Consider the following 26,362-nt stretch of genomic DNA (forward strand, 5'->3'; position numbering starts at 1 on the left):
GTCTACTCGTCATTGCGTAGAGTTACCAGGAGTCCTTCGAGTTCGTCCGGCATGACCAGCACGTCCCGGGCCTTCGACCCCTCGCTGGGACCGACGATGCCACGGCTTTCCATCAGGTCCATCAGACGGCCGGCCTTGGCGAACCCGACCCGCAACTTGCGCTGAAGCATCGAGGTCGACCCGAACTGGGTCGACACCACCAGCTCAACCGCCTGCACGAACAACTGCAGATCGTCCCCGATCTCCTCGTCGATCTCCTTCCTGGACTCTGCGCCACTCTCGAACACATCCACCCGAAACGCCGGCGCCGCCTGCTCCCTGGTATGAGCGACGATCGCGGCGATCTCCTCCTCGGAAACGAACGCCCCCTGGATCCGCGCCGGCTTCCCCGCCCCCATCGGCAAGAACAACGCATCCCCGAGCCCGACGAGCTTCTCCGCCCCCGCCTGATCCAGAATCACCCGGCTGTCCGCCAACGACGACGTCGCGAACGCCAGCCGCGACGGCACATTCGCCTTGATCAAACCAGTCACCACGTCCACCGACGGCCGCTGCGTGGCCAACACCAGATGAATCCCCACCGCCCGCGCCATCGCCGTGATCCGCGAGATCGAGTCCTCGACATCCCGCGGCGCCACCATCATCAGGTCCGCCAGCTCGTCCACGATCGTCAGGATGTACGGATACGGCGCATACACCCGCTCCGAACCCGGCGGCGCCACGATCTGACCGGCCCGCACCTTGCGGTTGAAGTCGTCGACGTGCCGCACCCCGCACGCGGCCAGATCCTCGTAACGGTTCTCCATCTCCTTGACCACCCACTCCAACGCGTCCGCGGCCTTCTTCGGACTCGTGATGATCGGCGTGATCAGATGGGGAATCCCCTGATAGTTCGTCAACTCCACCCGCTTGGGATCCACCAGCACCAGCCGCACCTGATCCGGGGTGGCCCGCGCCAACACACTCGTGATCAACGTGTTGATACAGGTCGACTTCCCTGCCCCGGTCGCCCCGGCGATCAGGATGTGCGGCATCTTCGCGAGGTTCGCCACCACATAGCCGCCCTCGATGTCCTTACCCAGACCAACCAGCAGCGGATGCGGGTTCCCGGTCGCCTCCTCACTGCGCAACACGTCCCCGAGCGAAACCAACTCCCGATCGGTGTTCGGGATCTCGATCCCCACCGCGCTCTTCCCCGGGATCGGACTGATGATCCGCACATCCGGGCTCTTCACCGCGTACGCGATGTTCTTGGTGAGCTGGATGATCCGCTCGACCTTCACCGCCGCACCCAACTCGATCTCGTACCGGGTCACCGTCGGCCCCCGAGTGAAACCCGTCACCCTGGCATCCACCCGGAACTGCGCGAAGACATCCGTCAACGAACCGATCACCGCATCCGTCGCAGCCGACCGCACCTTCGGCGGCGTACCCTGCTGCAACAACGTCGGCGACGGCAGAACATAGCCACTTCCCGCCATACCGCTCAGGCCGGGAGCGACGAAGTGCTCCACCTCGGACGGATCGGGCAGACGCATCTGTGCCGGCTCGGACGACGGCTCGGGCCCTGGTCCGCGTCCCCGCGTCTTCGGGGCCCGCCGTCCGCCGGCCCGGGGCGCCGGCGCCGGTTCGTCCGCCACCGGCGGCCCGGTATCCCCGGTCGCGTCGATGTCGAACACGTCCGGATCCGGCAGTGGCTGGGAGGCAGGGATGCCGAGCAGGTCCTCCACCAGTGACCCGCGGAACCGATCCTGCGCCGGGCTGCCGGTGGCCGGCTCGTTTCGGCGACCCCGGTCCCGATCCCGACTCCGATCCCGATCCCGGCGACCTCCACGGTCCTCCCCGCGCTGGTAACCGGCCATGACCCTGTCCCGCAGCTCGCGCAGTCGGTCGGGGATCGTGTGAATCGGGGTCTTGGTGATCACGAGTATGCCGAACACGCTCACCAGAACCAGCAGAGGCACCGCCAGGTACGCGGTGACAGCGCTGGACAGCGGCGAACTGACCAGGAACCCGGCCAGCCCCCCCGCCCGCTCGATCGCGGCGGTACCGGCGCCGAAATCAGGCACCCCGTGCGCGACGTGCACCAGCCCCAGCGCACCCGCCGCGAAAGCGGTCCAGCCGATCAGCACCCGGCCGCGGCTGTCCGGATCGCTCGGGCTGCGGATCAGCCGCCAGGTCGCGCCGAGGCCGAACAGCGGAAGCGCCACCGCGCCCGCGCCGACCAGGAAGTGCAACAGGCCTGCGACAACACGGCCCACCGGCCCACCGGCATGAAACCAGACCGCAGCCAGGGTGAGCGCGGTCGCGCCAAGCGTGGCAAGCCCCGCGCCGTCCCGCCGGTGCGCCTCGTCGATACGCAGGTCACGGGCGCCCCGACCGATCCGGCGGCCCATCCCGCCCAACAGCGCGGCCGCGGCCTGCCAGGCCCGGACCACCAGCCGGATCGCGGCTTGGGCGGCAACCACGGTGAAGGGAGGGCGTGATCTGCCCGTACCGGCCTTCGCGGGGCTGGCCTTCGGCCGGGGCCTGCTCGCTGTCGGCTTTCCGCTCGACGCCTTGCCCGCAGCCGGTGGACGCCGCGCAGGCGCCGAGCGGGAGGGAGACCTCCCGCTCTGGGCACGCGTCCGCGTACCACTCGCCCGTGTGGCCACTCCAGGACGGTACCGGTCTCCGGCCGCGACATCCGGCAACCCCGACCTTCCGGGCGCGTCGCCTCAGACCTCGACAACCACCGGCACGATCATCGGACGGCGCCGGTAGGTGTCACTCACCCAGCGTCCGACCGTGCGGCGCACCAGCTGCTGCAACGCGGCGACATCCACCATGCCAGAACGCATCGACTCGGCCAACGCCTCGGACACCAGGCCGCGTACCTGCTCGAATGCCTCGCGGGCGTCGGAGAACCCCCGGGCCGACAGCTCGGGGCCGCCCACGACCTTCCCCGACGCGGCGTCGACCACAACCGTGATCGTGATGAAGCCATCATCGCCCAGGATGCGACGGTCCTTCAGGCTCGACTCGCCGACATCGCCGACGGCGAGCCCGTCGACGTAGACGTAGCCGCACGGGACGACGCCGGTGATGTTCGCCTGCCCGTCGACCAGGTCGACGACCATGCCGTCGTCGGCGAGCACGATCCTGTCCGCGGGCACACCGGTCGCCTCGGCGAGCGCGCCGTGCGCACGCAGATGACGCCACTCGCCGTGTACCGGCATGACGTTGGACGGGCGGGTGGCGTTGAGGACGTACAGGAGCTCGCCGGCCGGCGCGTGCCCGGATGTGTGCACCTTGGCCACGCCCTTGTGGACGACCTTCGCCCCCCAGCGGGTCAGCCCATTGATCACCCGATGGACCGCGTTCTCGTTCCCCGGGATCAGACTGGAGGCGAGCACGACCGTGTCGCCGGCCTCGATCCGGATCGCATGGTCACGGTTGGCCATCCGGGACAGGGCCGACAACGGCTCGCCCTGGGAACCGGTCGAGACCAGGCAGACGTTGCGATCGGGCAGCGAGGCGATGTCACGCATGTCGACCATGAGGCCCGGCGCGACCCGCAGCAGCCCCAGGTCACGGGCCACCCCCATGTTGCGCACCATCGAGCGTCCCACGAAGCACACCGAGCGACCATGCGCCTCCGCCGCGTCAAGAACCTGCTGCACACGGTGCACATGACTGGCGAAACAGGCGACGATGATTCTCTTGTTCGCTCCCCGGAACACACCGTCGAGGACGGGAGCGATCTCCCGCTCCGAGGTCACGAAGCCTGGCACCTCGGCGTTGGTGGAGTCGGACAGCAGAAGGTCGACACCCTCCCGGCCGAGCCGGGCGAAGCCGCCCAGATCGGTCAGCCTGCCGTCGAGGGGAAGCTGGTCCATCTTGAAGTCGCCGGTGTGCAGCACCAGACCGGCCGGCGTGCGGATCGCGACAGCCATGGCGTCCGGGATGGAATGGTTGACCGCGAAGAACTCACAGCCGAATGGGCCGAAACTGTGGACCTGCCCCTCCCGCACCTCGACGGTGACCGGGGTGATGCGGTGCTCGGCGAGCTTGGCCACGGTCAGCGCGAGCGTCAGCCGGGAGCCGACCAGCGGGATGTCGGCACGTTCGCGCAGCAGGTAGGGGATGGCGCCGATGTGGTCCTCGTGTGCGTGGGTGAGCACGACCGCCTCGATGGCGTCCAACCTGTCCCGGATGGCGGTGAAGTCGGGGAGAATGAGGTCGACGCCGGGCTGGTCACTCTCGGGGAAGAGCACTCCGCAGTCGACGACGAGCAGCCGGCCGTCGAACTCGAACACGGTCATGTTGCGCCCGATCTCGCCGAGACCCCCGAGCGCGACGATGCGCAGCCCGTCCGGCGGAAGCGGTGGCGGTGTTCCCAGCCCGGGGTGGGGATGGCTCACGCGGAACCCGCCGTCGCCGTGGCCACGTCCGCGGACAGGTCGATTCCGGCCGCGGCCAGGTCGGCCCTGAGTCGCTCGCGTTCCTGCTCGGTGGCATCCACCAGCGGCGGCCGGACTCCCCCAGCGGGCAGCCCAGCTATGTGAAGAGCAGCTTTTGTCATGATCACACCTTGGTTCCTGAACATGCCCTCGTACGCCGGAAGCAGACTCAGGTGTAGTGAACGGGCACGAACGGCGTCACCTGCGTCGAAAGCATCGATCATCGAACGGATCCGGACGGTGGCGACATGCCCGACGACGCTTACGACCCCCACGGCCCCCACCGCCAGGAGCGGGAGGTTGAGAATGTCCGTACCGGAGTAGTATGCAAGTTCTGTTCGGGCAAGGACCCACGACGACGCGCCAAGATCGCCCTTGGCATCCTTGACAGCCACGATCCGTGGATGGTCAGCCAGATGTACCAGCGTATCCGTTGCCACCGGCACACCGGTACGGCCAGGTATATCATAGATCATGACAGGTAGACCAGTAGCGTCCGCGACCGTACGGAAGTGCGCCGCAAGCCCGGCCTGTGGAGGCTTGCTGTAATAAGGGCTGACCACCAGCAGCCCGTACGCGCCGGCCTTCTGCGCCGCCACGGCCAGTTCCACCGTGTGCCGGGTGTCGTTGGTGCCCACACCGGCAATCACCTTCGCCCGGGTGCCGACGGCCTCCACCACCGTCCTGAGCAGCTCTTCTTTTTCCGCGTCCGAGGTGGTCGGCGATTCCCCTGTCGTCCCGTTGACAACCAGACCGTCGTTGCCGACGTCCACCAGATACTCCGCGAGTGCCGCAGCACCTTTAAGATCAAGTTCACCGTCCGCGGTGAACGGAGTGATCATTGCTGTAATCATGCGACCGAAGGGCGCTCGGGACAACACTGACATGCCGGTCACCTTAGTTCTCATGGTGCCTTGTCGGGCAACACCCGGCACGGCACGTGACGGCACCTCGGACGCACATGAGTCCGCCACACATGAGACGGCCGGAATGCCGACGACGGCCAGGAAGCTTCGACGATAGCTGCTACCCAGCGCGACCGGCATCCTGGCGACGGCGCTCCGACGGCGCGCCCGACCCCGGGGCGCCGGATGCTCGCGACATGTTCCGGCCAAGCCGGACGAGGCGTCGCGGACCACCGGGACGCCAGGAGCGGACGGCCACCCCTCGACCCTGGTTCTTCGGCATGGTGACCATCCTGTTCCTCGCTGGCCCGTTTCCTCATCAGCCCATTCCCGGGCCGGCCGGTCCGTGCCTGCGAGCGATCAGTCTACTCCGCCAACAGAGCCAGCAGCCGACAGACGCAGCAGTGTCCAGCAACGCCCGCCAGCCGCGACAGCACGCGCCAGCCGAACGCAGCCGGGCCTCCACCGCGTCCGCCGCCTGGCTGTCACCGGCTTCCGCCCGCACTGCCTCTCACCCGACTGCCACAACCACCTGTCGCAGCCGTCGCCGTCACTGTCGTCTCGACCGTGTTCCGCGGAACGCACCCCTCCTTCCTGAAGGATCATTCCCCTGCCGAAGGCCCCACGGCACCCCGGGGCGCGAACCCGACCTTCGACCCCGCGCCTGGACGTGACCGCCTCGGGCTTCGGCCCCGCCGACCCCACTTCACAACTCTGTACAGAACAGACATTTCCTTGCAGGCCAGACAATATGGGTCTAGCATCGAACCTATGTTCGATATCGATGTGGAGCATGCCCCCCTCCACCAGCTTGAAGCGGAAATCTGCGCCTGGGCCGGACGGATCTCAGCCGCGATGTGCGCCTGGCTGTTGGCACTGGCCGCGTTCGACCGCCGCGAGGGCTGGGCAGGGGCGGGGATCCGCTCCTGCGCACACTGGCTGTCGTGGAAGTGCGGGACCAGCCTGCGCACCGGCTATGAGCACCTCCGCGTCGGGCACGCTCTCGAACAGCTCCCCGCACTGCGCGACGCCTTCGCGAGCGGTCGGTTGTCCTACGCCAAGGTCCGCGCCATCAGTCGGGTCGCCGACGTCGACAGCGAGGCCGAATGGGTCCGTCAGGCCGAACATGCCACGGCCAGTCAGCTTGACCGGCTCGTCGCCGCGTACGGTCGTCTGCGTGGCCGTGACGGGCTGGGTCAGGTGATCGACCGACACACTCGCCGGTCCTGCTCGTGGCAGTGGGACGACGACGGCAGCCTGATCATCCATGCCCGACTGACCCCCGAGGATGGCGCCCTGTTCGTCAAGGCCCTCGACGCGGCCCACGCCGGCCACGCGCCTGACATGCCTCGGGACCGGGCCACGAACGCCGACGCTCTCACCGCGGTCGCCTGCGATTTCCTCACCAGCAGGGCACCTACGCTGGCCGACCCCGCCCGCTACACCGTGAACGTCCATATCAACGCGAATCTGCTCACCGACGGCGACCGTGAGCACCAGTCCCGCAGCGACGTCGAACCGGGTGTCGCGGTACATCCGGAAACCGTTCGTCGGCTCGCCTGCGACGCAGGTGTCGCCATCCCGAACGCCGGGCGGTGGGCCGGGGAACCACTGCGCCTCCAGGAGTCGGTCACCGCGCTCCTCAACGCGGGAACTGCCCGGCAAGGCACACGCGGACACTCCGGGCGATCTCCAGGTCCTCGCGGGCCTCGACAACGAGCGTCCGGGCCGGCGAGCCGGCAGCGGTGATGTCATGATCGCCGTCTGCATGAGCGACGTTACGCGCCGGGTCGATGCCCACACCGAGAAAACCCAGCCCGTCCGTGGCGCCAGCCCGTACTGTCGCGGAGCGCTCCCCCACCCTACCGGTGAAGACCAGCGTGTCCAGCCCGCCGAGAGCCGCCGCCATCGCGGCGATCTGCGCACGCAGTCGGTGGAGGTACACCGCCAGCGCCAAGGAGGATGCGGCCTCACCGGTGACGGCGCGGTTGACGACCGTACGCATGTCCGGGGTGCCGGCCAGGGCGGCCAGGCCCGAGCGGTGGAACAACGTCTCGGTGAGCTCGTCGGCGGACAGGCCGGCCGACGTCTGCAGCCACAGCAGCAGGCCCGGGTCGATCGTGCCGGAACGGGTCGCCATGACCAGCCCCTCCAGCGGGGTGAACCCCATGGTGGTGTCGATGCTGACGCCGTCGCGGACGGCTGCCAGCGACGCGCCCGAGCCCAGATGGCAGGTCACCACCCGCCGCCCGCCGGTCAGCGCAGCCGCCCGGCGGGACGCGTACGCGTGGGACAACCCGTGGAAGCCGTAGCGGCGCACGCCGAGACGGTCCCGCCAGTCAGCCGGAACCGCGTAGGTGGCCGCGGCCAGTGGTATCCGGGCATGGAAGGAGGTGTCGAAGCAGGCGACCTGGGTGATGCCGGGTGCCGCGGTCCGTACCTCGGCCAGCGCGGCCAGCGCCGCCGGCTGGTGCAGGGGGGCCAGTACGGCGAGCGAGCGTAGCTCCTTGACCACCCGGTCGGTGACGACCACCGGGTCGGTGAACTCTGTTCCGCCGTGCACGATCCGGTGCCCGACCGCGCCGAGCTCGCCGAGCCGAGCCAGGTCCGTGATCGCGGCGGTGACCTCGTCCGGGTTCGGTCTGCCTTCCCGCGCGCGAAGGTCGACCGCGGCCAGCAGAGCGTCCCCCGGCTCGAGGAGACGCAGTTTCAGGCTGGACGAACCGGCGTTGACCACGAGGATGTTCATGCTGCTGGGCCGTCTAGTAGGGCCAGGTCCAGTTGGAGATCTCGGGCATGTCCGTGCCGAAGTCGCGGGTGTACGTGCGGGCCGCGATCCGGGCGTCCACCATGTCCTGCCAGACGTGTGCGGCGCGCGCACCCAGCGACGGCACCCGGTCGATCACGTCGATCACCAGGTGGAACCGGTCGAGGTTGTTCATCATCACCATGTCGAACGGCGTGGTGGTCGTGCCCTCCTCGATGTAGCCGCGGACATGGATGTTGGTGTGGTTGGTCCGCCGGTAGGTCAGCCTGTGGATCAGCCACGGGTAGCCATGGTAAGCGAAGATCACCGGTCGGTCGGCGGTGAACAGCGCGTCGAAACGGGCGTTGGAGATCCCGTGTGGGTGCTCGCTGTCAGGCTGGAGGCACATCAGATCGACGATGTTGACGACGCGCACCTTCAGGTCAGGGAAGTGGCGCCGCAGGATGTCGACCGCGGCCAGGGTCTCCAGGGTCGGGATGTCGCCGGCGCAGGCCATGACCACGTCGGGCATGCCGTCGGCTGCTGCGTGCTCGGAGCGGCTGGCGGGTCCGTGGTCGTTGCTGGCCCAGTCCCAGATACCGATGCCCCGGGTGCAGTGGGCGATCGCCGCGTCCATCGGCAGGTAGTTCAGCGCCGGCTGCTTGCCCGCCACGATGACGTTGATGTAGTGCCGGCTGCGCAGGCAGTGGTCGGCGACGGACAGCAACGTGTTCGCGTCCGGCGGGAGGTACACCCGGATTATCTCCGCCTTCTTGTTGACCACATGGTCGATGAAGCCCGGGTCCTGATGGGAGAAGCCGTTGTGGTCCTGCCGCCAGACATGGCTGGTGAGCAGGTAGTTCAGCGACGCGATCGGACGCCGCCACGGGATGTGGCGGGTCGTCTTCAACCACTTCGCGTGCTGGTTCACCATCGAGTCGACGATGTGGATGAACGCCTCGTAGCAGGAGAAGAACCCGTGCCGGCCGGTGAGGAGATACCCCTCCAGCCAGCCCTGGCACAGATGCTCCGAGAGCACCTCCATGACCCGGCCGTCCGGCGCCAGGTCGTCGTCGCCGTCGACGATCTGCGCGTTCCAGGCCCGGGACGTCGTCTGGAACAGCGCGCCGAGACGGTTGGAGACGGTCTCGTCCGGGCCCATGACCCGGAACGTCGTCGGGTTCGCCGTCATCACGTCCCGCAGGAAACCGCCGAGGACCCTTGTCGCCTCACTGAACGTCGTGGCCGGGTTGGCGACCTCCACGGCGTAGTCACGGAAGTCGGGCAGGGCGAGGTCACGCAGCAGCTCGCCGCCGTTGGCATGCGGGTTCGCGCTCATCCGCCGGTTGCCCGACGGCGCGAGGCCGGTGAGCTCGGCGACCAGGCGGCCGTCGGCGTCGAAGAGCTCCTCGGGCCGGTAGCTGTGCAGCCACCGCTCCAGCTCCGCCAGGTGCTCGGGGTTGTCGTGGATCTGCGCGACCGGCACCTGATGGGATCGCCACGTGCCCTCGACCTGTGCGCCGTCGACGACGCTCGGGCCGGTCCAGCCCTTCGGGGTACGAAGGACGATCATGGGCCACGGCGGGCGGGACGGGTCGCCGTGCGCTCGCGCCTGCCGCTGAATCCGGGCGATCTCGGCGACGACGGTGTCCATGACGGCGGCGAAGCGCTGATGGACCCGCTCGGGATCGTCCCCGGTAACGTGGAACGGCTGGTAGCCGTAGCCGCGCATCAGCTGGTCGAGCTCGGCCTGCGGGATGCGCGCGAGCACGGTCGGCTGAGCGATCTTGTAGCCGTTCAGGTGGAGGATCGGCAGCACCGCGCCGTCACGGACCGGATCGAGGAACTTGTTCGAGTGCCAGCTCGCCGCCAGCGGGCCGGTCTCGGCCTCCCCGTCCCCGACGACCGCGCAGACCAGCAGGTCAGGATTGTCGAACGCGGCGCCGAAGGCATGGGTGAGGGCGTAGCCGAGTTCCCCGCCCTCGTGGATCGAGCCGGGGATCTCCGGCGCCACGTGGCTGGGGATGCCGCCGGGGAAGGAGAACTGGCGGAACAGCCTGCGCAGCCCGGCGGCGTCCCGGGTGATGGAGGGATAGACCTCGGAGTACGTGCCCTCCAGGTAGGCGTTCGCGACGATGCCGGGGCCACCGTGACCCGGGCCGATGACGTAGATCGCGTTCAGGTCGTTCGCCCTGATCACGCGGTTCATGTGCGCGTAGATCAGGTTGAGTCCCGGTGTGGTGCCCCAGTGGCCGAGCAGACGGGGCTTGACGTGCTCGGCCCGCAGGGACTCCCGCAGCAGGGGGTTGTCGAGCAGGTAGATCTGACCGACCGACAGGTAGTTCGCCGCGCGCCAGTAGGCGTGGATGCGCCGCAGCTCGTCCGGTGACAGCGGTCCTGGTGACAGCGGCATGCATCCCACCTCAGTCGGCGAGCGGGCTCGCCGCAACCTCGGTTCCGTCGTCCAGAGCGGTCACCTGGAAGTCGCCGAAGACATTCGGCGCGAGCCGCTGGAGCTCACGCAGCACCGCCACCGCCAGGGCGCGGATCTCGACGTCGGCCGCCTCGCTCGCCCGCATCGCGATGAAGTGACGCCAGGCCCGGTAGTTCCCGGTCACCACGATCCGGGTCTCGGTGGCGTTGGGCAGCACCGACCGGGCGGCCTGCCGGGCGAGCTTGCGCCGGGAGGTCGGTGTCGCCACGTCGGCGAACCGCTTCTCCAGCCCCTCGAGGAGCTTGCCGTAGGCCTCCAGCGAGGCGGCGGTGGCCTCGGTGAACAGTTCGTGCAACCGTGGGTCCTCAGCGATGACGTCCGGCTCGATCACGGCGGCGTCCCGCTCCGGTACGTAACGCTGGGAAAGCTGACTGTAGGAGAAGTGCCGGTGGCGCACCAGCTCGTGGGTCAGGCTCCGGGAGACCCCGGTGATGTACACACTCACCGTCGCGTGCTCGAGCACGGACAGGTGCCCGACGTCGAGAATGTGGCGCAGGTAGCCGGCGTTCGTGGCCGTGGCGGGGTTCGGTTTCGACCAGCTCTGGTAACAGGCCCGGCCGGCGAACTCCGCCAGTGCCTGGCCACCGTCGGCATCGGTGCTCCAGTCGACGTCGTCCGGTGGGACAAACTGCGTCTGAGCAATGATCTGGACGCGCATGCCCATACCGTAACCTGCGGCCATCTAGCCCGGACCGGACCTATGGCAACCTATGGCACCGACCCGCCGTCTCGGTAACAGTAACGCACCGCGATGATTCTGGACGGCGCCGGACCGTGATAGACCAGGATCGACGGTCATCCCCCAGTCGATCGTCCCTGGCGGTCGGGGGTTTCCCGCCCCCCGTCAACCCCCGGCCGCCCACAGGCGGGCCGACGGCGGGCAGACGCTGGCGACCAGCAGCCGCCCGCCGTCGCGCACGCAGCCGAACACCGCCAGGTGCAGCGGCCGTTCGGCCGGTACCGGGACGCCGCCATCCACGTCATACCTGGCGTTGGTGACCTTACGGCGATGCGCCGCCGGGTCGTCCGCCGTGTGGGCCGGCGCGTCGGCGCGCCAGACGACCATCATCTCGGTGCATCCCGGCGGCCAGGTCCAGCGCAGCAGGTCGCCGGCGAGGTGCAGATCGGTCGCGGGCGCGAGGCGGTCCGCGGCGGTCAGGACGACGGACACGGGATCGGAAGCGAGCTGGGCCGCGTCTGAGCGGGCGGGGGCGGACCACAGCCCGGACCGGCCGGCGAGCACCTCGTAGGCCGGGATCGGCGTGTCCGGGCCGACCCCGCCGTCCTCGATGCTGGTGACCTGGGTGACACCGACCGCGCGGGAGGCTCCGTCCGGCCCGATCCGCAGCACGCGGTACCTGATAGTGCCCGCCGACGGCGACGGCTGCCAGGTGACCACCACGGCCCGGCCGGCACGCCGGGCCCGTACCCGCGTCGGTGGCGCCACCCCGGTGACGGCAAGGGCGTCGCGGGCGGCCTGATGGTCGGCGACGATCTCCAGCGCCTCCAGCAGCAGGCTCTCCCGCTGCGCGCCGTGGCTGCGGCCGGCGGCGGCGACCATCTCGTCGGCGCGCGCGAGCTGCTCACGGACAGTCGCGATCTCCTCGGCGACGCTGCGCCCGTCCCGGCCGGGCACGTCAGCGGCGTCGCGGGCGAGTTCGTCGAGCAGCCGGGCGGCGGTCCGCAGGTTACGGCCGGACACCGCAGCCTCGACCTGCCGCCACCGCGACCCGGCCTCGCGGATCACCTGCTCGACCTCGTCGGCGACGGCCCGGATCGCGGGCAGCAGCTCCCCGGCCCGTTCCCGGGCCTCGGCGACCTGCTCGTGGGCCTCGACCGGACGGCCCGCCCGCAGCGCGGCCCGGGCCCTGGCCAGCGGCTCCAGCCACTGCGTGGCCCGGGACGGCGCGGTTCGGGACTGCTGGGGCCGTTGGGCTGGCCGGAGCGGCTGGCTTGGCCGGGCCAGCCGGGTTGGCCGGGCCCGGACGGGGACGTCCGGCACGTCGACGCCGTGTTCGCGGGCGAGCTCGGCGAGTACCGCCTCGGCTCGACCCCGGTCGAGGCCGTGCTCCTCGGCCTCGGTGAGGAAGTTCGTGTAGTGCCGCGGGGTGAGGGCGTCCTCGACCAGCACCGCCGCGGCCACCGCCGGCCGCAGTCGGGCGGTCACGTCGGCTGCCAGGGCGTCCAGGTACAGCGCCGGGTCGGCGTCGACGAGCAGGGCGGTGACCGCGGCCAGCAGGTCGTCCACGAGTGCGCGGCGGCGGTCCGGACGGCGTTCGCGGTTGCGGGCGGCGAACTCGTCCCGGGCCTGGCGGATCTCGTCCCGTTCGGCGCCGGGCGGCAGGCCGAGCAGGGTGAGCAGGCTCGTCGGCGGGGTCTCCCCGGACAGCCGGCCGAGCTCGTCGAGGTCGGCGCGTACCTGCCGGAACAGGTCGGGGTCGACGGCGGGACGGTCGGGACGCGCCGGCGTCCCGGCGGGCAGCACCTTGTACCGGCGCACCCGCAGGGCGAAGGCGTCGGCGTCGATGCCGCGCTCGGCGGCGAGCTGCCGCAGGCCGGCGAGCTTGTCCTCGGGCAGGCCGCCGAAGCGCTGCACCAGCCGGGCCACGGCGGCGTCGAGGTCGGCGAAGCGCTGCCCGTCCCGGTCGTCACGCTCGCGGCGGACCCGCTCGGCGAGCAGGCCGCGGCGCCGCGCGTCGAGCAGTTCCTGGCCGACCTGGTCGTGCGCGGCCAGCAGCGCGAGCACCAGGCCCCGGTACTTGGATGGTCCCGGGACTTCTGCCAGAAGGCCCACACCTGGCCGACGCGGGCGGCGACGTCGGCGTCGGTGAGCCGGTCGACCTCCGCCAGCGGGATGTCGTACAGCTCGAAGGGGTCGGACTGCCCGACCCCACCACGGGCCTGGACGGCGGCGAGGACCCGCTTGCGGTAGTCGTTAGGCTGGAATTCCTCCACGCCCGCTCCTTCAGCCCTCCCGACGGCGCAACCGGGCCACCGCGTCCCGTTCCCGGGCGACGTCGGCCTGGCTGAGCGCCGCACTGGTCTCCACCCGCACGGTCAGGGGACGATCGACCAGCCCCTCGTGCAGCGCGGTCACCTCCAGGATGCCGTCGAAGCCCATCCGGAAGGTGATCTCGATGGGCGTCCCGGCCGGGAAGCCCGGGGGGATCCCGGTTATGTCCGCCTGTGCGATGATCTTAACGTCGTCGACCCGGGTCGACTCGACACCACCGCCCTGTTCCACCACGTGAACCGTGACAACATCCTGGTCGTCACGAACGGTGCCGAAACTACGCCTGACCGCTATCGGCAGCCGGTCGTTGCGGTGGACGAGGAACACCGCGGAACGTTCGCCGAAACGGTCGAGCGCGAGCACGCCGAACCCGCGGGAGACCACGTTGACCACCTGCACCTCGACGGTGCGGCGGACCCGCTCGGCGGTCAGCCCGAACGCCTCCGCCAGGCGCCGGCAGGCAGCGGCGAGATCCTCGGGCGCGGCGGTGTCGGGCTGGGCCCCGTCGAGGATCTGCCCCCGGGACACCAGGTCGGCCAGCACCAGCCGCTCGATGGCCTTCTTCTCCCCGTAGAGGGCCGCGCCCTTGGCGACCGCGAGGTCGGGGTCGCGCAGCTCCACCGGTACGCCGAGTTCGGCGGCCAGCCGGCGGGCCACCGCCGGCATCCTGGACGATCCGCCGACGAGCAGCGCCCGGTCCAGCCGGGTGACCCCGCGGGCCCGGGCCGCGGCCAGGACGGAGCGGGCCAGCGTCACGGTCCGCTCCAGCAGGCCGGCGGTCAGCCGCTCCAGGTCGTCCCGGGAGAACGGCACCGTCAGCGCGTGCCCGTCGTGTTCCACCCGGACCGTTGTCCGCGTCCGGTCGCTGAGCTCGCGCTTGGCCTGTTCGGCCGCCAGCAGCAGCGCCTGGGCGGCCTCGGAGTCGTCGAGCGGGTCCTCGGCGTCGGGATGGGCGTCGAGGACCCGCCGGGACAGGTGCAGCGCGATCTTCTCGTCCCAGTCGGCCCCGCCGAGCTGGTGATCGCCGTCGACCGCGACCACCGAGACCCGGCGGTCTGCGAGCTCGACGACGGTCACGTCGAAGGTGCCGCCGCCGAGGTCGTAGACGAGCGCGACATCCTCGTGTTCCTCCCGCCCGCCGGGGCCCGTGTCGGGGGGGTCGGCATTGAACCGGGCGAAGCCGTAGGACAGCGCGGCGGCGGTCGGCTCGTTGATGACGTCCACGACCGTCAGGCCGGCGTACTGCCCGGCGAGCACTGTTGCGCAACGCTCCTCGTCACCGAAGTAGGCCGGGACGGTGATGACGACGTCACGGACCGACTCGCCGGCGGCGAAGGCCACGTCACTGACCAGCGCCCGCAGGATGAGGCTGCTGACCGCCGGCGCCGACCAGGCCCGGCCGGAGCTGACGAAACGCCAGTCACCGTCGCCCATCCGGCGTTTGACCAGTGCGCACACGTCGTCGGCACGGGCGCGGGCGAGGCGGCGGGCGGGCTCACCGGTGACGTAGTCGTCCGGCCCGACGAACAGCACGACGCTCGGCAGCGTGGTGGCGCCGTCGGAGAGCGGAACCACCTCCGGCTCCCCCGACCGGTCCACCCGGGCAACACAGCTGTACGTGGTTCCGAGATCGATTCCGTAGACGACGCCCGCGCTCATGTCCGAAACGTATCGAGATCACGCGGCGGAATCGGCACGTTCGAGAGCTATTGCGTAGCGCATCGCACGGCGTCCCCGACGGGTGTCCCCAGCGTCACCGTAAGCCGCCGCGAGCCGGTACCAGGCCCGCCAGTCCCGGGGGGCGGCTTCGGTCTCGGCCCGCCGGGTCTCGAAGAGCACGTCGGCGGCGGCACGGTCGATCCGGCCGGAGGGGCGTCGCGGCAGCCGCGTCGCGGCATCGGCGGAACTGACCGATTCCGCTGACAGCAGGCGGCCCAGGCGTTCGGCGGCCCGGCCGAACTGCAGCTCCCGGACGATGACGGCCGCGCCCACCACGGGCAGCAGCAGGACGCCCACGCCCATCCCACGCGCGGCCCAGCTGTCCTCGGTGAGCAGTTGGACACCCCGCCAGCCGATCAGAGCGAGGTAGAACACCGCCGCGACGACCAGCACGACCACTACCTGACGGGCTTTCACCGCTGCGGCCTCACAGTTCGAGCAGGGCCTCGAGGCCCACGGTCAGGCCGGGCCGCCCGGGCGTGCGCCGCACGCCGAGCAGCACACCCGGCATGAAGGAGGTTCGGTCCAACGAGTCGTGACGCAGGGTCAGCGTCTCTCCGGCGCCGCCGAAGAGCACCTCCTGGTGCGCGACGAGCCCGGACAGCCGGATGCTGTGGACGGGCACCCCGCCGACCCGCGCGCCGCGCGCCCCGGCCAGCGCGGACGAGGTGGCGTCCGGGCCCGCCGGGTCCAGCCCGGCCTTGGCCCGGGCCTGCGCGATCGCCTCCGCGGTGTGGGCGGCCGTCCCGCTGGGGGCGTCGAGCTTGCCCGGATGGTGCAACTCGATGATCTCCACGGACTCGAAGAAGCGAGCCGCCTGAGCGGCAAAATGGATCATGAGCACCGCCGCGATCCCGAAGTTCGGGGCCACCAGCACCCCGACCCCGGGGGTGTCGGCGAGCCAGCCGCGCACGGTGGCCAGCCGCTGCGCGTCAAACCCGGAGGTGCCCACGACGACGTGCAGGCCGGCGTCGACGCACCAGCGCAGGTTGTCCATGACGGCGTCGGGGCGGGTGAAGTCGATGACGACCTGGGCGGCGCGCAGGGCGTCGCGCTCGTCCCCGGCGTCGATCGCGGCGACCAGAGAAAGATCGTCAGCGGCCTCGACGGCGGCGCGGACCGTCGAGCCCATCCGGCCCCGGGCGCCGAGCACACCGACCCTCAGGCGGTCGGGGACAACGGGGGCGGCAGCGGCGGGGGAAACGGCGGTCATGCCGCGACCACACGCGCGAAGTCGTGATCGTCGAACGGGCCGATCACGCCCAGGGCCAGCGGACGGGTGAGCAGCTCGGCGGCGACGGCCCGGACGTCGTCGCCGGTGACCGCGTCCACCCGGGCGAGTATCTCGTCGACGGAGAGCAGCTCGCCGTGGACGAGTTCGCTCTTGCCGATCCGGCTCATCCGCGAACCGGTGTCCTCCAGGCCCAGCACCAGTGAGCCCCGGCTCTGGCCCTTGGCCCGGGCCAACTCCTCGTCGGTGATGCCCACCGTCGCCACCAGCTCGAGCTGCTCGCGGCAGAGGGCGAGCACGTCGTCGGCCCGCCGGGGCGCGCATCCCGCATACACGCCGAACAGCCCGGCGTCGGCGAAGTGGGAGGCGAACGAGTAGACGGAGTAGGCCAGCCCGCGCTTCTCCCGGACCTCCTGGAACAGTCGGGAGCTCATCCCCCCGCCGAGGGCCGAGGACATGATCCCCAGGGCGAACCGGCGGTCGTCCTGGCGTGACATCCCGACGGTGCCGAGCACGACGTGCGCCTGCTCGGTGGGACGCCGGGTGACCACCACGCCCGCGGCGTCGGGGTAGGCGTAGGAACCGCCGCGCGCCGCCGCCGGGGCGCCCGGCCCGCCCAGCCGGTCGGCGAAGGCCGAGGCGACGAGTGCGAGCGTCCGCTCGTGGTCGATGTTGCCGGCGATCGCGACCACCATGTCCGACAGGGCGTACCGGGAGCGGTAGTACTCGGCGATGGTGTCGCGCTCAAGGTTCTCGATGGACTCGGTCGTTCCCAGCACCGGGCGGCCCAGTTCGGTGTCGCCGAGCAGCGCCGCGGAGAACACGTCGTGCACGACGTCGCTCGGGTCGTCGTCGTGCATGGCGATCTCCTCGAGGATCACGCCGCGTTCGGCCTCGACGTCGTCGGCTGCGATCAGCGAGTGGGACACCATGTCGCTGAGCACCTCGACCGCGTCGGTGAGGTCGTTGTCGAGCACCCGCACGTAGTAGCAGGTGTACTCCTTGGTCGTGAAGGCGTTGAGCTCACCGCCGACCGCCTCGATCGCCGCGCTGATCGTGAGCGCGTCCCGGGAGGGGGTGCCCTTGAACAGCAGGTGCTCGAGGTAGTGCGAGCAGCCTGCCGTCAGTGGGCTCTCGTCGCGAGAGCCCACCCCGACCCAGATCCCGATCGCGACCGAGCGGACCCCGGGGACCTTCTCGGTCAGCACCCGCAGCCCACCGGGCAGCACCACCCGCCGGACCGCGCCGGACAGTAGTTCCTCGCCCGCCCCGATGACAGCCGTGTCGGTCACTGGCGGCGGTCAGGCCCCGACCGGGACGCCGTCGGCGTCCTCGACCACGGGACTCAGGCTGATCTTCCCGCGGCTGTCGATGTCGGTGATCTCGACCTGGAGCTTCTGGCCGACCTGTACCACCTCTTCCACCTTCTCCACCCGCTTCCCTCCGGAAAGCTGCTTGAGCTTGCTGATGTGGAGGAGCCCGTCCTTGCCCGGGGTCAGTGAGACGAACGCGCCGAAGATCGTGATCTTGACGATCGTGCCCAGGTAGCGTTCCCCGACCTCGGGGAGCTGCGGGTTGGCGATCGCGTTGATCGCCGAACGGGCGCTCTCGGCGGAGACGCCGTCCTGCGCGCCGATGTAGATGGTGCCGTCGTCCTCGACGGTGATCTCGGCCCCGCTGTCCGCCTGGATCTGATTGATCATCTTGCCCTTCGGGCCGATGACCTCACCGATCTTGTCCACCGGGATCTTGACGGAGATGACCCGTGGCGCGTGGGTGGACATCTCGTCCGGCCCGTCGATGGCCTCGGCCATGACGTCGAGGATCGCCAGCCGCGCGGCCCTGGCCTGCTGGAGCGCGCCGGCGAGGACGGTGGCGGGAATGCCGTCCAGCTTCGTGTCGAGCTGGAGGGCCGTGACGAACTCCCGCGTCCCGGCGACCTTGAAGTCCATGTCGCCGTAGGCGTCCTCGGCACCGAGGATGTCGGTGAGCGTGACGAACTGGTCACCCTCGCGGATGAGCCCCATCGCGATCCCGGCGACGGCGGCCTTGAGCGGGACACCGGCATTCAGTAACGACAACGTGCTCGCGCAGACCGATCCCATACTGGTCGACCCGTTGGAGCCCAGCGCCTCGGAGACCTGCCGGATCGCGTACGGGAACTCCTCCCGGCTGGGCAGCACCGGCAGCAGCGCCCGCTCGGCCAGCGCGCCATGGCCGATCTCACGCCGCTTCGGCGAGCCCACCCGACCGGTCTCCCCGGTGGAGTACGGCGGGAAGTTGTAGTTGTGCATGTAGCGCTTGGTGCGGTCGGGATTGAGCGTGTCGACCGTCTGCTCCATCCGCAGCATGGCCAGGGTGGTCACGCCGAGGATCTGGGTCTCGCCCCGCTCGAACAGGGCGGAGCCGTGCACCCGGGGGATGAAGTCGACCTCCGCCGCCAGCTCGCGGATCTCGGTGACCCCGCGCCCGTCGATGCGGACGCCGTCGGCGACGATGCGCTGGCGCACCAGCTTCTTGGTCAGGGCGCGGTAGGCCGCCCCGATCTCCTTCTCCCGGCCCTCGAACTGGCCCACGACCTTCTCCGCGGCCAGCAGGCGGACCCGGTCGAGCTCGGCCTCCCGCTCCTGCTTGCCTGCGATGCGCAGGGCCGCGGCCAGCTCGTCGCCGACAGCTATCGACAGCGCTTCCAGCACGTCGTCGTGGTAGTCGATGAACAGCGGGAAGTCGCGGGTGGGCTTGGCCGCCCGCTCGGCCAGTCCGCGCTGGGCCCGGCACAGCTCCCGGATGGCGGGCTTGGCCGCCTCCAGGCCCGCGGCCACGACGTCCTCGGTCGGCGCGGGCGAGCCCGCGGCGAGCAGCGGGATCGTGTGCGCGGTGGCCTCCGCCTCGACCATCATGATCGCGACGTCGGAGCCGTCGTCGAGGACGCGGCCGGCCACGACCATGTCGAAGGTGGCCCGCTCCAGCTCCGCGTGGGTCGGGAAGGCGATCCAGGTCCCGTCCACGTAGCCGACCCGGGTGGCCCCGATCGGGCCTGAGAACGGCAGCCCGGCCAGTGTCGTGGACGCGCTGGCGGCGTTGATCGCGACCACGTCGTAGAGCGTGTCCGGGTCGAGGGCGAGCACCGTCGCCACGATCTGGATCTCGTTGCGCAGGCCCTTGACGAACGACGGCCGCAACGGGCGGTCGATCAGGCGGCAGGTCAGGATCGCGTCCTCGCTGGGACGCCCCTCCCGCCGGAAGAACGAGCCGGGAATACGCCCGGCGGCGTACATCCGCTCCTCGACGTCCACCGTCAGCGGGAAGAAGTCGAGCTGCTCCTTGGGCTGCTTGCTGACCGTCGTCGCGGACAGCACCATCGTGTCGCCCAGGTAGGCGACGGCCGAGCCGGCCGCCTGGCGGGCCAGCCGGCCCGTCTCGAAACGAACGGTCCGCTGGCCGGCGGCACCGTTGTCGATGACTGCCTCGGCCGAGATCGTCTGGTCTTCTACTGGCACCATTTCTCCTCCACATCGGCCGGGTCCGTCTTGCCGAGGAGGCCGGCGCTCAGTCGAAGCCTCCGGGTTCGCCGTACGACCACCTCGTACGGCCCACCACCCGGACACCACCACCGAGGACCGACAGCTCGCACCGTCACGGACCCGGTCAGATCAATGGAAGCGACATCGCCTCACATACGACATCGCTTCCCCATCGCTATCCCCGCCTCCGCCGTTACCGCCGCAGCCCGAGCCGCTCGATCAGCGACCGGTACCGGTTGATGTCGGTCTTGGCGAGGTAGTTCAACAGCCGCCGCCTGCGCCCGACCAGCAGCAGCAGGCCCCGACGGCTGTGGTGGTCGTGCTTGTGCACCTTCAGGTGCTCGGTCAGGTCGCTGATCCGTCGGGTGAGCATCGCCACCTGCACCTCGGGGGAGCCGGTGTCCCGTTCGACCGTGGCGTACTCGGACAGGATCTGCTGCTTGACATCGCTCGCGAGCGGCACGCGAAACCTCTTTCGTCACCGGGCGGGATGCGCGCCCGGGGTCTTCCCCACCCGGACTGACGGACACACCGCGCTCGTCTGGTGTCGAAGCTTACCAACCCAGCGGGTACTGCCCGACCTGCGTCTGTCGGCGTCCCGCGGCCACCGGCGTCCCGCGGCTACCGGTGCCCCGGGCCCGCGGCCGCCGTGATCTTGCGGGTGGCGGTCACGTCGGCGGCCATCTGGGTGATCAGGTCGCCCACGGAGTCGAAACGCAGGGTCGGACGCAGCCGCTCGGTGAACTCGAACGCCAGCTGGGCGCCGTAGAGATCGCCCTCGAAGTCGAGCAGGTACGCCTCGACCCGGCGGTCTGCACCGTCGAACGTGGGGTTCGTCCCGATCGAGATCGCCGCCGGACAACGCTCGGCGGCGCGCAGCACGTACCCGGCGTAGACACCGTCCGCCGGTATCGCCGCGTACCGGGTGGTGAGCAGGTTCGCTGTCGGATATCCGATGGTCCGCCCGCGCGCGTCACCGTGCACCACGATCCCCTCGATCCGATGGTCACGGCCGAGCGCACGTGCCGCCGTCGCCACGTCACCTTCGGCGATACGAGCCCGGATATGGGTGGAAGAGAGCACATGGTCGTCCTCGCGCACGAGCCGGACGCCCTCCACCGCGAAGCCCTCCGTCTCGCCTGCGCGGCGCAGGCTCTCCAGGTTCCCCTCCGCCCGGTGGCCGTAGGTGAAGTTCTCACCCACCACCACCACGCTCGGCCGCAGCCGGGGCCGCAACATGTCGTGGACGAAGTCCGCCGCCGACACCAGACTGAACTCGGGCGTGAACGAGTGTACGCACACGGCGTCGACACCCAGACGACCCAGCAGTTCAATCTTGAAATCGGGAGTGGTCAGCAACGGTGGGTGACTGCCTGGACTGATGACCTCCGCCGGATGCGGATCGAAGGTCAGCACCAGCACCGGCTCGCCGGCCTGGCGCCCCCGCTCGACCGCACGCGTGATGATCTGCTGGTGGCCGCGGTGGACGCCGTCGAAAAAACCGATCGTCACGACACCGCCGGGCCAGTCGTCCGGCGTATTGCGCACTTCACGCCACCACTGCACGTTCAAAAGCCTATCGGGATCTCCGCGGGCCCAGGGGTGGAAGGCGGCGTGAAAACCACCAACGGCCGGCCGGCCCCCGCGGTGTCCCGAGCCAGGGCGAGCAGCTCACCAGCAGGGCCGAAGACACCGTAGAGGTCGGGCACGCCGAACGGCGGCAGCCGGCGGCCATGAGATATCGCACATGCTTCGTCGGCGTCGACCTGGCGACGGGGGAAGAGCGTACCGACAGCGTCGGCCAGCGGACGCAGCGCGGCTGCCCCCCGCTCGGCGAGGGCGTCGAGCGTGACCGCCCCGGCAAGGCCGAACGGGCCCACCGACGTCCGCCGCAGGGCGGTGAGGTGGGCGCCGCAGCCCAGCGCCGCGCCGAGGTCGCGGGCCAGCGCCCGCACGTAGGTGCCGCTGGAGCAGGCCACGGCCACGTCGAGATCCGTGCCGCGGTGGGCCAGCAGGTCGAACCGGCTCACCGTCACCCGGCGCGCTGCCAGGACGACGTCCTGCCCGGCGCGCACCCGGGCGTAGGCTCGCATCCCGTCGACCTTCACCGCGCTGACCGCGGACGGGACCTGGTCGATCTCACCGGTGAGCGCCGCCATGGCGGCGGCCAGGCGCGGCTGGTCGGCGGCCACCGCCTGGGCGACGGCGTCGTCCGCGACGGTGAGCACCTCGCCCTCGGCGTCGTCGGTGGTAGTCGAGACGCCGAGCCGTACCGTCGCCTCGTAGACCTTGTTCGTCAGGGCGAGGTGCCCGAGCAGCCGGGTGCCCCGGCCCACCCCGAGCACCAGCACGCCGGTGGCCATCGGGTCGAGCGTGCCCGCATGGCCGATCCGGCGGGTGCGCAGTATCCGGCGGGAGCGGGCGACCACGTCGTGTGAGGTCCACCCCGACGGCTTGTCGACCACGACCAGACCCTCCACGACCGGGCCCTCCGCGACCGGGCCTCCCGCCCCGCCCGGGACGGTGGCAGCACCCATCAGACGGGCAGCCGGGGTGCTCGCACCAGCGCGTCGCGCAGGCTGTCCAGTGTCTGCTCAAGAGGGTTCGACGAGGTCAGCCCGGCGGCGAAGCGGTGGCCGCCGCCACCGAGTTCGGTGCACACCGCGCCGACGTCGACAGCGCCCTTGGAACGTACCGACACCCGCCAGACCTCGTCGGCGCCCTGCTTGCAGACGACCGCCACCTCGGCCTCGGCGGTGGCCCGCACGATGTCGATCACCCCTTCGATCTCGTCCAGGGTGAGCCCGGCGCGGGTGAGGTCCGGGAACGCGCACCACGTCCAGACCAGGTCGTGTTCGGGCTCCAGGCGGGCCCGGCCGAGCAGTTCGCCGAGCAGCCGCAGGTAGCCGAACCGGTGGGTGTCCCACACCGTCCGGGTGATCAGGTCGTGGCGGATGCCGGTGGCCAGCAGCCGGGCGGCCAGCTGGTGGACAACCGGCGTCGTCGCGGCGTAGCGGAACGATCCGGTGTCGGTCACCAGACCGGTGTAGATCGCCACGGCCAGGTCGTGGTCGAGCTCCACACCGAGCGCGTCGATGACATCGGTGATCATTACGCTGGTGGACGCGGCATCGGCGTCGATGACGTTGATGTCCCCGAACCGGGTGTTCGAGGCGTGATGGTCGATCACGACCATCCGGCGGGCCCGGGTGGCGACCCGCCCCAAGGCCCCGAGCCGGCCGAGGCTGCCGGCGTCCAGCGTCACCACCAGATCCGGGGTCGCCGGGACCAGCGCCGGCGGGACGAGGAGGTCCTGGCCGGGCAGGAAGGTCAGGGAACGCGGCACCACGAACGGGTCACTGTCGAACGACACCGACGCCCGGCTGCCGAGCGTGCGCAGGGCCAGCCCGAGCGCGATCGCCGATCCGAGGCTGTCCCCGTCCGGGTCGACGTGCGCCACCAGCAGAATGCTCTCGCCGCCCTGGACGGCGGACAGGATCGCCTCGACCGCGCGGTTTCGTTGCTCGCCGACCGCGTCCCCGGACTCCGCCTGCGTCCGAGCCGTCGCGTCCCCGGCCTCGGGTACCGGTAGCAGGGACAGGTCCGCGAGGCTCGTCACGTCGGTCATCGCAGCTCGACCCCCATCATGTCCCCATCAGGCCCTCATCAGACATCATGCCCCCAGCGGGCTCGTCGTCATCCCCACGGGGCTTACGGTACGGGTCGGCCTCACCGGCCGGTCGGGCGCCATCCCGCACGCCGGCCAGGCTCGCGTCCCGCTTCCGGGCAGTGCTGATCAGTTCCTCGAGGTGGCGGGCGTCCTCCGGCAGCCGGTCGTGGACGAAGGTCAGGGTCGGGGTGACCTTGACTCCGGTCTGCCGGCCGACCTGGCTGCGCAGCAGGCCCTTGGCCGACTCCAGCGCGCGGGCCGAGTCCGCCCGGTCCGCGTCGTCGCCGTAGACGGTGTAGAAGACGGTGGCCTCGGTCAGGTCCGGCGTCACCCGGGCGTCGGTCACGGTGACCATGCCCAGTCGCGGGTCCTTCACCTGGCGTTCCAGCGCGGCCGCAACCACTTCACGGATACGTACCGCGAGCCGGCGGGCCCGAGCAGGGTCAGCCATGGCTTCCTCCCGTCACCGTCACCGCATCCTCGTCGGAGGAGTCGTCCTTGTCGGAGGAGTTGTCCTCGTCGGAGAAATACCGTACTCGCGCCGAAAGCAGCTCCAGTTCGGGACGCTGTGCAACCAGACGCTCACAGGCCTCGACGACCTCGGCGCAGTGGGCCCGATCCGCGGCCACCACGGCCACGGCGACCTGCGCCCGACGGTGCAGATCGTGATGGCCGGTCTCCGCCGCACTCACCGCATGCCTGCGGCGGAGCTCCGCCACCACCGGTCGGACCATCGACCGTTTCTCCTTCAGCGAGCGGATGTCGCCGAGGAGAAGGTCGAACACCGCCGTTCCCGTCCACATAGCCGTGTCCTCAAGGCTGCCTGGGAAGCTCCTCAGGAACGGGGAACCTCCCGCTGCTCGAAGGTCTCGATCACGTCATCGACCTTGATGTCGTTGAACGAGCCGAGCCCCACACCACACTCGTAGCCCTCCCGGACCTCGGTCGCGTCGTCCTTGAACCGCTTGAGCGACTCGACCGTGAGGTTGTCCGCGACGACGACACCGTCGCGGACCAGGCGTGCCCTGGCGTTGCGGCGGATGAGCCCGGAGCGTACGAGGCAGCCGGCGACGTTGCCGATCCGCGGCACCCGGAACACCTCGCGGACTTCGGCGGTCCCGAGCTGGATCTCCTCGTAGACCGGCTTGAGCATGCCCTTGAGCGCGTTCTCGATGTCCTCGATCGCCTGGTAGATGACCGAGTAGTAGCGGACGTCGACGCGCTCGCGCTCGGCGAGCTCCCGCGCCTTGCCCTCGGCGCGGACGTTGAAGCCGAGGATGACCGCGTCGGACGCGCTGGCCAGGTTCACGTCGTTCTCGGTGATCGCACCGACGCCGCGTCCGATGATCCGCAACGAGACCTCGTCGCCGATATCGATCTTGAGGAGCGAGTCCTCGACCGTCTCGACCGAACCGGACACGTCGCCCTTGAGGATGAGGTTGAGCTGGGTCTTCTCGCCCTCCTTCATCCGCTCCAGGATCGTCTCCAGGGTCGGGCGGCCACGGCTGAGCGCGAGCTCGGCGTTGCGTTCGCGCGCCTGCCGCCGCTCGGCGATCTGGCGGGCGACCCGGTCCTCCGGAACGACCAGGAAGTTGTCGCCGGCGTCCGGGACGCTGGTGAACCCGAGCACCTGGACAGGACGGGCCGGGCCGGCCTCGGTCACCGGGTCACCGTGCTCGTCGAGCATCGCCCGGACACGGCCGAACGCCTCGCCGGCGACGATCGAGTCCCCGACCCGCAGCGTTCCGCGCTGGACGAGGACGGTGGCCACCGGGCCGCGGCCGCGGTCCAGCCGGCCTTCGATCGCCACGCCCTGGGCCTCGACGTCGGTCGGGGCACGCATGTCCAGCGCCGCGTCGGCGGTGAGGATGACCGCCTCGAGCAGCCCGTCGATGTTGGTGCGGTTGCGGGCGGAGACGTCGACGAACATGGCGTCACCGCCGTACTCCTCGGCGACCAGCCCGTACTCGGTGAGCTGCCCGCGTACCTTCTGCGGGTCCGCCCCCTCCTTGTCGATCTTGTTGACGGCGACGACGATGGGCACGTCGGCGGCCTGGGCGTGGTTGAGCGCCTCGATCGTCTGCGGCTTGACACCGTCGTCGGCGGCGACCACCAGCACCACGATGTCGGTCACCTGCGCACCACGGGCACGCATCGCGGTGAACGCCTCATGACCAGGGGTGTCAATGAAGGTGATCTTCCGCTCTTCGCCGTCGACCTTCGCCCGGACCTGGTAGGCCCCGATGTGCTGGGTGATCCCACCGGCCTCGCCGCTGACGACGTCCGTCTGCCTGATCGCGTCGAGCAGCTTCGTCTTGCCGTGGTCGACGTGGCCCATGACTGTCACGACCGGCGGCCGCGGCCGCAGCTCGACCTCGTCGCCGTAGGCACCGCCGAAGGACAGGTCGAAGCTCTCCAGCAGCTCCTTGTCCTCGTCCTCGGGGCTGACGATCTGCACCTCGTACCCGAGCGTCACGCCGAGCAGCTGCAGGGTCTCGTCCGTGCACGACTGCGTCGCGGTCACCATCTCGCCGAGCTGGGTGAACACGACCTGGACGAGCGCGCCCTGGTTGGCGTCGATCTTGTCCGCGAAGTCGGCCAGGGAGGCGCCCCGGGGC

Annotated in this window: 20 protein-coding genes; 1 reads left to right on the top strand and 19 read right to left on the bottom strand. The window is 70.4% G+C overall.

Annotation, left to right across the window (positions count from 1 at the left end; translation table 11 throughout):
* Window positions 1-2: 2 nt before the first annotated feature.
* From CM1CMNOD_RS16800 to dapA, 3 genes are all read right to left on the bottom strand, one after another.
* On the bottom strand, window positions 3-2,468 hold the full coding sequence (locus tag CM1CMNOD_RS16800) for an FtsK/SpoIIIE family DNA translocase (RefSeq protein WP_013874782.1): 2,466 nt from the start codon (window positions 2,466-2,468) through the stop codon (window positions 3-5).
* Between the two features lie 249 nt (window positions 2,469-2,717).
* Complete coding sequence (locus tag CM1CMNOD_RS16805) at window positions 2,718-4,403, bottom strand: ribonuclease J (RefSeq protein ID WP_013874783.1); 1,686 nt, start codon at window positions 4,401-4,403, stop codon at window positions 2,718-2,720.
* Window positions 4,400-5,329 carry a 4-hydroxy-tetrahydrodipicolinate synthase gene (gene dapA, locus CM1CMNOD_RS16810; protein ID WP_013874784.1) on the bottom strand — a complete coding sequence of 310 codons (930 nt, stop codon included), beginning with the start codon at window positions 5,327-5,329 and terminating at the stop codon, window positions 4,400-4,402. Before dapA ends, CM1CMNOD_RS16805 begins: the two co-directional genes overlap by 4 nt.
* Before the next feature lie 789 nt (window positions 5,330-6,118).
* Between dapA and CM1CMNOD_RS16815 the strand changes: the two genes are divergently transcribed.
* On the top strand, window positions 6,119-7,096 hold the full coding sequence (locus CM1CMNOD_RS16815; protein WP_013874785.1) for a DUF222 domain-containing protein: 978 nt from the start codon (window positions 6,119-6,121) through the stop codon (window positions 7,094-7,096).
* Here the strand turns inward: CM1CMNOD_RS16815 and CM1CMNOD_RS16820 are convergent.
* The 16 genes from CM1CMNOD_RS16820 to infB form a co-directional block, all read right to left on the bottom strand.
* Entirely contained in the window at window positions 6,990-8,096 is a 1,107-nt protein-coding gene (locus tag CM1CMNOD_RS16820) for an acetate/propionate family kinase (protein ID WP_013874786.1), read from the bottom strand. The two genes, CM1CMNOD_RS16815 and CM1CMNOD_RS16820, sit on opposite strands and share 107 nt — an antisense overlap.
* 13 nt (window positions 8,097-8,109) lie before the next feature.
* Window positions 8,110-10,506: a phosphoketolase family protein gene (locus tag CM1CMNOD_RS16825; RefSeq protein ID WP_013874787.1), complete on the bottom strand. Its 2,397-nt coding sequence runs from the start codon at window positions 10,504-10,506 to the stop codon at window positions 8,110-8,112.
* Window positions 10,507-10,516: 10 nt separating this feature from the next.
* Window positions 10,517-11,245: an FAD-dependent thymidylate synthase gene (gene thyX / locus CM1CMNOD_RS16830; protein ID WP_043606977.1), complete on the bottom strand. Its 729-nt coding sequence runs from the start codon at window positions 11,243-11,245 to the stop codon at window positions 10,517-10,519.
* Window positions 11,246-11,431: 186 nt separating this feature from the next.
* Window positions 11,432-13,333, bottom strand: a complete 1,902-nt coding sequence (locus CM1CMNOD_RS16835) for a hypothetical protein (RefSeq protein ID WP_013874789.1) — start codon at window positions 13,331-13,333, stop codon at window positions 11,432-11,434.
* A gap of 219 nt (window positions 13,334-13,552) precedes the next feature.
* A complete protein-coding gene (locus CM1CMNOD_RS16845; RefSeq protein ID WP_013874790.1) occupies window positions 13,553-15,259 on the bottom strand; it encodes an Hsp70 family protein in 1,707 nt (568 codons plus the stop codon).
* Window positions 15,260-15,277: 18 nt separating this feature from the next.
* Window positions 15,278-15,736: a hypothetical protein gene (locus tag CM1CMNOD_RS16850; RefSeq protein WP_013874791.1), complete on the bottom strand. Its 459-nt coding sequence runs from the start codon at window positions 15,734-15,736 to the stop codon at window positions 15,278-15,280.
* 10 nt (window positions 15,737-15,746) lie between these two features.
* Window positions 15,747-16,532, bottom strand: a complete 786-nt coding sequence (gene dapB / locus CM1CMNOD_RS16855; RefSeq protein WP_131772791.1) for a 4-hydroxy-tetrahydrodipicolinate reductase — start codon at window positions 16,530-16,532, stop codon at window positions 15,747-15,749.
* On the bottom strand, window positions 16,529-17,842 hold the full coding sequence (locus tag CM1CMNOD_RS16860; protein ID WP_013874793.1) for a M16 family metallopeptidase: 1,314 nt from the start codon (window positions 17,840-17,842) through the stop codon (window positions 16,529-16,531). Before CM1CMNOD_RS16860 ends, dapB begins: the two co-directional genes overlap by 4 nt.
* Window positions 17,843-17,851: 9 nt before the next feature.
* Window positions 17,852-20,053 carry a polyribonucleotide nucleotidyltransferase gene (locus CM1CMNOD_RS16865; RefSeq protein ID WP_013874794.1) on the bottom strand — a complete coding sequence of 734 codons (2,202 nt, stop codon included), beginning with the start codon at window positions 20,051-20,053 and terminating at the stop codon, window positions 17,852-17,854.
* 214 nt (window positions 20,054-20,267) lie between these two features.
* Complete coding sequence (gene rpsO / locus CM1CMNOD_RS16870; protein WP_013874795.1) at window positions 20,268-20,537, bottom strand: 30S ribosomal protein S15; 270 nt, start codon at window positions 20,535-20,537, stop codon at window positions 20,268-20,270.
* A gap of 158 nt (window positions 20,538-20,695) precedes the next feature.
* A complete protein-coding gene (locus CM1CMNOD_RS16875) occupies window positions 20,696-21,640 on the bottom strand; it encodes a bifunctional riboflavin kinase/FAD synthetase (RefSeq protein ID WP_043603954.1) in 945 nt (314 codons plus the stop codon).
* A 2-nt stretch (window positions 21,641-21,642) separates the two neighbouring features.
* Entirely contained in the window at window positions 21,643-22,611 is a 969-nt protein-coding gene (truB, locus tag CM1CMNOD_RS16880; protein WP_013874797.1) for a tRNA pseudouridine(55) synthase TruB, read from the bottom strand.
* A complete protein-coding gene (locus CM1CMNOD_RS16885) occupies window positions 22,611-23,702 on the bottom strand; it encodes a DHH family phosphoesterase (RefSeq protein WP_013874798.1) in 1,092 nt (363 codons plus the stop codon). The genes truB and CM1CMNOD_RS16885 overlap by 1 nt, the downstream gene beginning before the upstream one ends.
* A 16-nt stretch (window positions 23,703-23,718) precedes the next feature.
* Window positions 23,719-24,195 carry a 30S ribosome-binding factor RbfA gene (gene rbfA / locus CM1CMNOD_RS16890; RefSeq protein ID WP_013874799.1) on the bottom strand — a complete coding sequence of 159 codons (477 nt, stop codon included), beginning with the start codon at window positions 24,193-24,195 and terminating at the stop codon, window positions 23,719-23,721.
* Window positions 24,188-24,547 (bottom strand): DUF503 domain-containing protein, encoded by a 360-nt coding sequence (locus tag CM1CMNOD_RS16895; protein WP_013874800.1) that lies wholly within the window; start codon window positions 24,545-24,547, stop codon window positions 24,188-24,190. The genes rbfA and CM1CMNOD_RS16895 overlap by 8 nt, the downstream gene beginning before the upstream one ends.
* 32 nt (window positions 24,548-24,579) lie before the next feature.
* Window positions 24,580-26,362: translation initiation factor IF-2 (infB, locus tag CM1CMNOD_RS16900; protein ID WP_131774078.1), on the bottom strand; the 1,783-nt coding region annotated here is incomplete at its 5' end.

The sequence above is a fragment of the Protofrankia symbiont of Coriaria myrtifolia genome, assembly GCF_900634755.1.
GTDB classification, from domain to species: Bacteria; Actinomycetota; Actinomycetes; order Frankiales; family Frankiaceae; genus Protofrankia; species Protofrankia coriariae.